Annotated in this window: 10 protein-coding genes; 3 read left to right on the top strand and 7 right to left on the bottom strand. The window is 42.9% G+C overall.

The window, feature by feature from the left end; genetic code table 11:
- On the top strand, positions 1-154 hold a 154-nt coding region (locus Xinn_RS12965), incomplete at its 5' end, for a transposase (protein ID WP_211286012.1).
- A gap of 133 nt (positions 155-287) precedes the next feature.
- Here Xinn_RS12965 and serA read toward each other — a convergent pair.
- Both serA and rpiA read right to left on the bottom strand, forming a co-directional pair.
- Positions 288-1,529 carry a phosphoglycerate dehydrogenase gene (gene serA, locus Xinn_RS12970; protein ID WP_086955931.1) on the bottom strand — a complete coding sequence of 414 codons (1,242 nt, stop codon included), beginning with the start codon at positions 1,527-1,529 and terminating at the stop codon, positions 288-290.
- Positions 1,530-1,799: 270 nt separating this feature from the next.
- Positions 1,800-2,459: a ribose-5-phosphate isomerase RpiA gene (gene rpiA, locus Xinn_RS12980; protein ID WP_086955930.1), complete on the bottom strand. Its 660-nt coding sequence runs from the start codon at positions 2,457-2,459 to the stop codon at positions 1,800-1,802.
- A 195-nt stretch (positions 2,460-2,654) separates the two neighbouring features.
- Between rpiA and Xinn_RS12985 the strand changes: the two genes are divergently transcribed.
- Entirely contained in the window at positions 2,655-3,560 is a 906-nt protein-coding gene (locus Xinn_RS12985) for a LysR family transcriptional regulator ArgP (protein WP_086955928.1), read from the top strand.
- Here the strand turns inward: Xinn_RS12985 and Xinn_RS12990 are convergent.
- The 5 genes from Xinn_RS12990 to acnB all read right to left on the bottom strand — a co-directional run bounded on the left by Xinn_RS12990 (position 3,557) and on the right by acnB (position 9,372).
- Complete coding sequence (locus Xinn_RS12990) at positions 3,557-4,282, bottom strand: oxidative stress defense protein (RefSeq protein WP_086955926.1); 726 nt, start codon at positions 4,280-4,282, stop codon at positions 3,557-3,559. The two genes, Xinn_RS12985 and Xinn_RS12990, sit on opposite strands and share 4 nt — an antisense overlap.
- Before the next feature lie 201 nt (positions 4,283-4,483).
- Positions 4,484-5,107: an arginine exporter ArgO gene (gene argO, locus Xinn_RS12995; protein ID WP_086955925.1), complete on the bottom strand. Its 624-nt coding sequence runs from the start codon at positions 5,105-5,107 to the stop codon at positions 4,484-4,486.
- Between the two features lie 161 nt (positions 5,108-5,268).
- Complete coding sequence (mscS, locus tag Xinn_RS13000; RefSeq protein WP_086955923.1) at positions 5,269-6,141, bottom strand: small-conductance mechanosensitive channel MscS; 873 nt, start codon at positions 6,139-6,141, stop codon at positions 5,269-5,271.
- 98 nt (positions 6,142-6,239) lie between these two features.
- Positions 6,240-6,611, bottom strand: coding sequence for a YacL family protein (locus Xinn_RS13005; protein WP_086955922.1), 372 nt, complete (start codon positions 6,609-6,611; stop codon positions 6,240-6,242).
- A 163-nt stretch (positions 6,612-6,774) separates the two neighbouring features.
- Positions 6,775-9,372 (bottom strand): bifunctional aconitate hydratase 2/2-methylisocitrate dehydratase, encoded by a 2,598-nt coding sequence (gene acnB, locus Xinn_RS13010; protein WP_086955920.1) that lies wholly within the window; start codon positions 9,370-9,372, stop codon positions 6,775-6,777.
- Positions 9,373-9,707: 335 nt separating this feature from the next.
- Here acnB and Xinn_RS13015 point away from each other — a divergent pair, with 335 nt between their 5' ends.
- A complete protein-coding gene (locus Xinn_RS13015; protein WP_099137662.1) occupies positions 9,708-10,208 on the top strand; it encodes a hypothetical protein in 501 nt (166 codons plus the stop codon).
- The last annotated feature ends 90 nt before the right edge of the window (positions 10,209-10,298 follow it).

Genomic DNA, 10,298 nt, shown 5'->3' on the forward strand with positions numbered 1-10,298 from the left:
TTCATCTCGTATGTTGCGACGACAAAACACACACCTTACAAGACAGAGTAAAAGCGCCGCCTTGTGGTCACGTTCATACTTCGCTTGCACTGCTGGCGGTGCAACAATTGAAACGTTAAAGGCTTATGTGGAGAGTCAGGCGACCCCAGATTAAGCCGCTATCGCGTCTTACGCCGTAAACCCCCGCCCTCATCGGGCGAGGGTTTACGGCGAAATTGCTAAGTTTCAATATATAAGGGCTATTATGATAGCCCTTATACTGTTCGTACTATTTCGTACTACTCGTTTTAGTAAAGCATACGAGAGCGAATTGTACCAGGCAAAGCTTTTAACTGTTGCAGGACTAATTCAGCCTGAGACGGGTTTTGCGTCATAATATCGATAACGACATAACCAATATTCCCTTCAGTACGCAGATACTGTGCTTCTATATTGATTTCCTGATCGGCGAAAATCTGGTTAATACTGGTCAAGATACCCGGGCGATTTTCGTGGATATGCAATAATCGATTGGTATCCTTCGCATGTATCGGCAGGGAAACTTCCGGGAAGTTAACTGCGGATAATGTAGAGCCATTATCAGAATATTTAACCAGTTTACCTGCGACTTCATAGCCGATGTTCTGTTGTGCTTCTTGCGTGGAACCACCGATATGAGGAGTCAGTAATACATTGTCAAATTTGATTAGCGGTGAGACAAAAGGCTCGTTGTTTGTTGCTGGCTCTTCAGGGAAAACATCAATAGCAGCACCGGAAAGATGCCCGATCTCCAGCGCTTCAGTCAGTGCAGGAATATCGATCACAGTACCACGTGAAGCATTGATCAGAATTGAACCCGGTTTCATCAGTTCTAATTCTGGTGCACCAATCATATTTTTGGTTGAAGGCGTTTCAGGAACATGCAGACTGATAACATCACTCATATTGAGCAACTCAGATAAGTGATGAACCTGCTGGGCGTTACCCAATGGCAATTTGTGTTCCAAATCGTAAAAGTAAACATTCAGGCCGATATTTTCAGCCAAAACACTCAACTGTGAGCCGATATGACCATAACCAATAATACCCAATTTTTTGCCACGCGCTTCATAGCAACCCGCAGCCTGTTTTTTCCATATTCCTTGATGAGCCTTTGCATTAGCCTCAGGGATGCGACGCAACAACAGCAACAGTTGCCCCAATACCATCTCAGCTACTGAACGTGTATTAGAGAATGGGGCATTAAATACAGGAATACCGCGTTTTGCCGCTGCGTTCAGGTCAACCTGATTAGTACCGATGCAAAAACATCCGACAGCAACCAGCTTTTCTGCCGCAGCAAAAATTTCTTCTGTTAATTGTGTCCGGGAACGAATACCAACAAATCTGGCATCGCGGATAGCTTCTTTCAGCTCTTCCGGCTCTAATGCCCCTTTATGATATTCAATATTGCTGTAACCTGCTGCCCGCAGATTGTCGACTGTGCTTTGATGAACACCTTCCAGCAATAGAAACTTAATCTTATCCTTTTCTAAAGATACCTTAACCATTTACCCGCCCTAGTTGTGCTGACTTTCATAATGCCGATAGATTTCACTAAAATAACAAAAAAAACGTCAACGGCAATATAATCGTTTGCCTGTAAAACAGCATAAGAAACAGTAAAAGAGTTGTTACGCAAAGTAAAAGATTTCGTTATAAGATTAAATTAGAATTTTGAGGAAGATTTAATCAGAAATGTAGTATATATATCTGAATTTTATTTTTTGAAGAAGTCTGAAAATTTTTTAAGGGCAGAATATTCTGCCCTTCGATATCGGTTACTCTGTAATCGTTTTCACGCCGTCAGAGGTACCAACCAACACGACATTAGCGCCGCGATTGGCAAACAGGCCTACCGTTACTACGCCTGCAATAGCGTTAATTTTGTTTTCTAATTCGATAGGATTAAGAATGGCAAGATTATGGACATCCAGAATAACATTACCATTATCAGTGATAACATTCTGACGATAAACTGGTGTTCCTCCCAATTTTACCAGCTCACGGGCAACGTAAGAACGAGCCATCGGAATAACTTCCACAGGTAACGGGAATTTACCCAGCACATCAACCTGTTTAGATGCATCAATGATACAAATGAATTTTTTTGCCACCGCAGCAATAATCTTCTCTCTGGTCAGTGCAGCACCACCGCCTTTAATCATCTGCATTTGAGCATTAATTTCGTCAGCTCCATCAACATAAATGTCCAAAGAGTCAACTTCATTACAGTCAAACACAGGGATACCAAGGCTTTTCAATTTTTCAGTTGATGCTTCCGAGCTGGATACCGCACCTTCGATTTTATCCTTCATTGTTCCCAGAGCATCAATAAAATGAGATGCTGTTGAACCGGTGCCTACTCCGACAACTGTACCCGGTTTAACGTATTCCAGCGCTGCCCAACCTACCGCTTTTTTCAGTTCATCCTGTGTCATATCAATCACTGCCTATAATCAATTACAAGAAAAATCCAGCAGCCAGTATAAACAATATTTTATCTTACCCTGTGAAAAAATATGGCATAGTGCTACCTAGACCGAAAAATATTTTGGGCACACAATGTTATTCCAGAATAAGTATCATTCCAGAATCATCGAAGAATTAATTAACAACGGAGAGCCTGATTTTCAATGAAACGTCCTGATTATCGATCCTTACAGGCGTTAGACGCCGTGATCCGCGAACGCGGCTTCGAACGTGCAGCCCAAAAGCTTTGTATTACTCAATCCGCCGTATCCCAACGAATTAAACAATTAGAAAACTTATTTGGTCAGCCGCTATTAGTTCGTACTGTTCCGCCCCGTCCTACAGAACAGGGGCAGAAATTGCTGGCGCTATTACATCAGGTAGAATTACTTGAAGCACAATGGCTCGGTGATGAAAACGGCAATGAGACACCTCTGCTGCTCTCTCTTGCTGTCAATGCAGATAGTCTGGCTACCTGGCTTTTACCGGCGCTCCATCCGGTGCTTTCTGATTTACCCATCCGGCTCAATATTCAGGTGGAAGATGAAACACGAACACAGGAAAGCCTGAGACGCGGGGAGGTTGTCGGTGCAATCAGTATTCAGTCACAGCCGTTGCCAAGTTGCCTGGTAGATAAATTAGGTGCTCTCGATTATCTCTTCGTCGCTTCCCCTAAATTTGCAGCCCGCTTTTTCCCTAACGGAGTAACACGCTCTGCATTATTGAAAGCGCCAGCGGTGGCATTTGATCATCTGGATGATATGCATCAAGCCTTTTTGCAGCAGTATTTTGATTTGTCGCCGGGTAGTGTGCCCTGCCACATCGTTAACTCATCTGAGGCCTTTGTTCAATTGGCAAAACAAGGCTCTACATGCTGCATGATCCCTCATTTACAAATCGACAGAGAACTGAAAGCAGGGGAACTGGTTGATTTAACACCTGGGCTATACCAGCGCCGCATGCTCTACTGGCATCGATTTGCCCCGGAAAGCAGTGCTATGCGAAAAGTCACTGACGCCCTGCTAAAACTCGGACGCCAGATGTTACGTCAGGACGATGATACTAATTAACGCTGTAATTCAAAAACTGCGTCAACATGATCAGAAAACTCTATGCTTTGTGGTTCATAAGTTTCATTTGCTGAATCCGCTTCGGGCGCTGCTGCCATCTGAGCTGACTTGAATAGCCTGTTCACTGGATAATGAACTGCTTCAGGCGGACGATAAGTGACACTATATATAGAACCTAATTTACTGTTAAAACCTTTTGCCAGTTCAGTTGCCTGTTGAATCGCATTTGCTACCGCTTTCTGTCTGGCTTCATTACGATATAGTTGAGGATCAGCAACGCTGAACTGCACAGAATTAATTTCATTCAGTCCTGCTTTCAAAGCGCCATCCAGAAGCGGATTCAGTTGATCCAACTTATGCACTTTGACCTCAACTGAGCGGGATGCACTATACCCTATAATTGTTGATTTACCGTTTTTTTGATCATATTGATATTCTGGCTGGGTTCGTATATTAGCCGCATTAATATCCTTCTTATCGATACCACTCGCTTTCAAAAAATCAAAATATTTGGCGACACGTTCATCAACTTTTTTCTTGGCATCGCTCGCGCTCTTTTGGCTCACTTTTACATGGATTATCAAAGTTGCCATATCCGGGGTTGCTTTGACTATAGCATTACCCGAAGTGGATATGTGCGGGACAGATGGAAATTCTGCCGCCGAGACTGACATACTACCTACAGCCAGCATAGCAGCAAATATCAGTGAGTTACGTTTCACTAAAACCTCCTTTCAGATATACCCACCATCTTTCAAGTCACTGTTAACCAGAAAAAAATTGGGTATACAGCAAATAAAAAAGTATTTTCGGTAAGGCTCTAATAGCCTGAAAAACTCCAGTAGACAATAAGACAAGCAGTTTTCAGAAACATTAGCACACTATTTATAAAGAATTGTTTAAATTATAAAGAATTGTTTCAGTTAATTAAAAGTATGTAATCCCTGTTTCAATAAACTCCATGCGATATACCACATCACACATCCAACAACCAGGTTAATAATACGCTGAGATCGCGGCTGATTGAGAAGCGGAGAAAACCACGCAGCCAATATCGCCAGTGCAAAAAACCAACAAGTTGAAGCAGCCACTGCGCCGATAGTAAACCACGGTCTCAACTCTGCTGATAATCCTCCACCAATGCTACCTAATACAATAAAAGTATCCAGATAAACATGAGGATTCATCCAGGTTACTGCGAATAATGTCACAATAATTCGCCAGCGGCTTTGGACAAGAGTATCTTTACTAAAAAGAGTCAAATCCGCTGATAATGCTACCCGAAAAGCGCCCCATCCATACCACAACAGGAATGCAACGCCTCCCCATGTCACAGCCTGTAACAAAAAAGTGGAGTGCCCAAGCAGGGCGCTCCCTCCAAAGATCCCGGCCATCATCAGAATAATGTCACTGATGGCACACAATGAGGCACTCATCAGATGAAACTGTTTTTTACTACCCTGTTGCATCACAAAAACATTTTGCGGCCCAAGTGGGATAATCATCGCCGCACTAAGGAAAAACCCCTGTATCAATGTTGAAATCATGCAAAAATTCCTAATATTTATTCAGTCAGATATCGGCATATTAGGAAAATTTACACATTAGAGAAAATGAATAATTCTTATCCATCATCAATAAAATTAATAGGATAGTTTAAAAGGCAGGATTGGTGTGAGTACATTGCTCCTCACACCAATTGTTTTGATTACTTGTCAGTTTTCTTTTGTAATGCAATTTGCTGCTGATGCAGATAAACATCCATTTGTGGGAAAGGAATACCGATATTGTGCTTATCTAAGGCGCGCTTAAAGTTTTCCATCAGATCCCAGTAAACACTCCAGGCGTCACCATTAGTTGTCCATACACGTACAATAAAGTTGAGTGATGAAGGGGCCATTTCATGCAACCGGATAGTTACACCCCTTTCATGCTGAATACGACTGTCATCTTTAATGACATCACCCAATACTTTTTTCACTTCATCAATATCTGCGTCATAGGCTACACCGACCATTATCTGAGTACGGCGGTTTGGTTCACGACTGGTATTGATAATATTGTTTGTAATGATCTTGCCGTTGGGGATAACAATGATACGATCATCCGCAGTACGCAATGTTGTGGAGAAAATCTGCACCTGTACAACTGTGCCTTCCACTGACCCAATGATGACATACTCACCAACACGAAGTGGGCGGAAAACAACCAGTAACACACCTGCGGCAAAATTTGATAGTGAACCCTGTAATGCCAGACCAACAGCTAAACCAGCGGCACCAATCACTGCAATTACAGATGCAGTCTGAACGCCTAACTTTCCAAGAACAGCAATGATAGTAAATGCGATAATGGCATAACGAATTATGGCTGATAAAAAATCAGAAATAGTCGTATCAATGCCTCGTAACGACATCACTCGTTTCACTGTCTTACATGCCAGTTTGGCAATAGACAGACCGACTATCAAAATTAAAATAGCAAATACAATATTCATTACATACTGAAGCAGTATTTCTTGATTACTGACAAGCCAATGTGTTGCTTTATCAATCTCACCGGACAGATTGATCTCTTCCATAAAAGCCTACCTTTTTTGTTGGAACCTATCTACTGAACACGAAAGCGATGAAATAGAGATTATGGCAGAAAGCCGCCATAGAATGAAAATATAACCTCTTACCCATTCTTTTTTTGCAAAACAAAATCTCTATAATTTGCCAGCATATCGATAAAATCGTTTGTACCACAAAATGCCAGACTTTCATTATCGTAGTAACTCATACCCTCTTCTATCGTCTCCGTATCAAACTGAAGCTGGTTGGCTCTGATCATGACTTCTTCTTCATTCATTAGCAGTGTGTATTCATGACCATTCAATTGCCACTGCCGTTCACTCCCTTTAATATCGGTCAGCGCTGAATTGATTTTATCCAGTACACTCAAGTCATCTCTCACCTCTTCATTAAGCCAGTGACCGACAGCTTCATGATCCATTGAGAAACGCGTTGTAACCTGACCAGTAATATCCTGCAAAAATTCATATTCCATCACACACCTCCACATTTACTTAAATTTCACACATCTGAATTTTAAACATTTCCGGTGTCTCCACCTCAGAGACAGAGCACAAACTGACACAAAAATCTGTCACAAAAAACAGGCACAAAAAAGGGAGGCCCCGCCTCCCTTATTCATTCAGCAATATACTTTTTTACACAGCAGTTTGGAAGATCACTTCATCCGCTTTTTCAGTATACTGATTCAGTTGATCAAAATTGAGATAGCGATAAGTATCAGCCGCTGTCTCATCAACTTTATCCATAAATTGCAGATATTCTTCCGGTGTTGGCAAACGCCCCAATAGTGAAGCTATAGCTGCCAGTTCCGCAGATGCCAGATAAACATTAGCTCCTGCGCCTAAACGGTTCGGGAAGTTACGTGTAGAAGTAGAAACCACCGTAGCACCATCAGCAACCCGAGCCTGATTACCCATACACAATGAACAGCCCGGAATTTCAATGCGCGCCCCACTCTTACCAAAGACACTGTAATAACCTTCTTCTGTCAGCTGAGCGGCATCCATCTTAGTGGGCGGAGCAACCCACAGGCGGGTTGGTAACTGGCCCTTATGCTGATCTAACAATTTACCCGCAGCACGGAAGTGACCAATATTGGTCATACAGGAACCGATAAATACTTCGTCGATTTTGCTGTTAGCAACCTCAGATAACAGACGGGCATCATCTGGATCATTTGGCGCACACAAAATAGGTTCTTTGATATCAGCCAGATCAATTTCAATGACTGCTGCATATTCTGCATCAGCATCTGCTTCCAGCAACTGAGGATCTTTCAGCCAGTTTTCCATCCCGACAATACGGCGCTCCAGCGTCCGGCGATCACCGTAGCCTTCCGCAATCATCCACTTCAACAAAATAATATTGGATTGCAGATACTCAATAATCGGGGATTTATCCAGCTTTATAGTACAGCCTGCCGCAGAACGTTCGGCTGACGCGTCTGCCAGTTCAAATGCCTGCTCAACTTTCAGTTCTGGCAAACCTTCAATTTCCAGAATACGACCGGAGAAAATATTTTTCTTACCTTTTTTCTCTACGGTTAATAAACCTTGCTGAATCGCATAGTAAGGAATGGCATGAACCAGATCACGCAGAGTGATGCCCGGTTGCATTTTCCCTTTAAAACGCACTAATACAGATTCTGGCATATCCAACGGCATAACCCCTGTTGCCGCTGCAAATGCGACCAGACCAGAACCGGCCGGGAAAGAAATACCAATAGGGAAACGAGTATGAGAATCACCACCTGTACCAACAGTATCCGGCAATAACATACGGTTCAGCCATGAGTGAATGATGCCATCTCCCGGACGCAGGGATACACCACCACGGTTCATGATGAAATCAGGCAAGGTATGGTGAGTCGTTACATCGACAGGTTTTGGATAAGCCGCAGTATGACAGAATGATTGCATGACCAGATCTGCGGAGAAACCGAGACAGGCCAAATCTTTCAGCTCATCACGGGTCATCGGGCCGGTTGTATCCTGCGAACCAACAGAGGTCATCTTAGGTTCACAATATTCTCCCGGACGGATACCAGCACTACCACAGGCACGACCGACCATTTTCTGTGCCAGTGTGAAACCCCGGTTACTTTTCTCAACCGCTTTTGCCTGACGGAAAACATCACTGTATGGTAACCCTAAAGATTCACGGGCTTTGGCTGTCAAACCACGACCGACGATCAGCGGAATACGGCCTCCGGCACGAACTTCATCAATCAGTACATCTGTTTTCAGTTCAAAAGTTGACAGTACTTCATTGGTGTCATGGTGACGAATCTCACCTTTATATGGGTAAATATCAATCACATCTCCCATATTCAGTCTGGATACATCAACCTCAACCGGCAATGCGCCTGCATCTTCCATCGTATTGAAGAAAATCGGTGCAATCTTTCCACCTAATACAACGCCGCCGCCACGTTTGTTCGGCACGAACGGAATATCTTCACCCATAAACCACAAAACAGAGTTTGTAGCAGATTTACGAGAGGAGCCGGTACCCACAACATCACCTACATAAGCGAGAGGATGACCTTTTTTATTCAGTTCTTCAATTTGCCTGATTGGGCCAACAGCACCAGCCTGATCAGGCTCGATGCCTTCACGGGCATTTTTCAGCATTGCTAAAGCATGTAATGGGATATCGGGGCGTGACCACGCATCTGGTGCTGGGGAAAGATCATCGGTATTAGTTTCACCAGTGACCTTAAAGACAGTAACAGTAATTTTTTCAGCCAGTGCCGGACGTTGCAGAAACCATTCTGCATCTGCCCATGATTGGATAATTTGTTTGGCGTGTGGATTACCCGCTTTCGCTTTTTCTTCCACATCATAAAAACTGTCGAACATCAGTAAAGTGTGAGACAGCGCCTTGGCGGCAATGGGTGCCAGTTTTTCATCATCGAGAGCGTCAGTCAAAGCATGGATATTATACCCACCCTGCATGGTTCCCAATAATTCAATCGCTTTTTCCGGTGTAATAAGTGGTGAAGTTGTTTCACCCTTCGAGATTGCAGCAAGAAAACCCGCTTTTACATAAGCGGCTTCATCAACACCGGGGGGAACACGGTTTGTCAACAGATCCAGCAGGAAATCTTCTTCACCTTGAGGTGGGTTCTTCAGTAATTCGACCAGCGCAGCTGCTTGAGCTGCGTCTAATGGCTTAGGGACGATGCCTTGCTCTGCACGTTCGGCTACGTGCCTACGGTATTCTTCTAGCACGACTAACTCCTCGCTCTCATTGTCATTTTATATGCCCGGTTTTCTGCACCCGTAATGATCACCGTAAAATGACCATCAAGGATGCCAGGCCAGAGGCTTTTGCTCACATAACGTCGTTTCATATAACATCAAAATTATGCCGAGCTTCGGGCAATAAGCATACCAAAATTTGAATAGCATGTTAATTCATTCACATAAAATCAACATTGAACCATGATAAAACTCTGGATTAGTAAGTTTGAAGGGTGTATTAAAGTCATAAATATTGTTTGTTGCTATTTTAACCTTAAAATACATCCAATGCTGATGTCACTACTTTTCAATAGGATACAATTATGTCTGACAGAGAAGAACATGATGCTATGTCAATTCCAAACTATAATCCTCCAATCACTCCAGAAGAAAAAGTTTACCCAGCATATCAGGCGCGTATTAAAGAAGTTAATCAAAACGAGATGCTATCTGCTTTACGTGAAATTCAGGCAACTGAATCCAGTTACTGGCACGAATATATCAAGGAAACACTATTTAGAACTGGGCACCACAGCACATTCATCAATACATGTAACTCGATAAGAAGAACTTTCGATTCTACGTATGTGACTGGAGGTTTAGCTAACTACCGCCATTTTATCTGCTCAGTTGCAAATAAAACGGTTGGAATTATCATCTTAATGCCAGCCAAGCCCAACTCTTCTGAATGTAACATTGACCAAATAGCATTCATAGTCACCTACCCAAACGGATATGGTTACGGTGGCTTACTTGTTCAACATGTGGTTAATATCTCTCTAGTGGTACATTCTGCATTTGATAACCTCATCAAACGAGCTTGAAAACCATTAAGTTTTATGGTTAATTAGCACACCGTTTCAATGACCATCAGATACCCCTAATTTTTTATGTGGAAAGCGCCAGCAGTCAAT

This window comes from Xenorhabdus innexi, assembly GCF_002632485.1.
GTDB classification, from domain to species: Bacteria; Pseudomonadota; Gammaproteobacteria; order Enterobacterales; family Enterobacteriaceae; genus Xenorhabdus; species Xenorhabdus innexi.

Coding starts and splice junctions, on each gene's coding strand:
- serA (WP_086955931.1), bottom strand. CDS start 1,529: ATGGTTAAGGTATCTTTAGAAAAGGATAAGATTAAGTTTCTATTGCTG.
- rpiA (WP_086955930.1), bottom strand. CDS start 2,459: ATGACACAGGATGAACTGAAAAAAGCGGTAGGTTGGGCAGCGCTGGAA.
- Xinn_RS12985 (WP_086955928.1), top strand. CDS start 2,655: ATGAAACGTCCTGATTATCGATCCTTACAGGCGTTAGACGCCGTGATC.
- argO (WP_086955925.1), bottom strand. CDS start 5,107: ATGATTTCAACATTGATACAGGGGTTTTTCCTTAGTGCGGCGATGATT.
- mscS (WP_086955923.1), bottom strand. CDS start 6,141: ATGGAAGAGATCAATCTGTCCGGTGAGATTGATAAAGCAACACATTGG.
- Xinn_RS13005 (WP_086955922.1), bottom strand. CDS start 6,611: ATGGAATATGAATTTTTGCAGGATATTACTGGTCAGGTTACAACGCGT.
- Xinn_RS13015 (WP_099137662.1), top strand. CDS start 9,708: ATGTCTGACAGAGAAGAACATGATGCTATGTCAATTCCAAACTATAAT.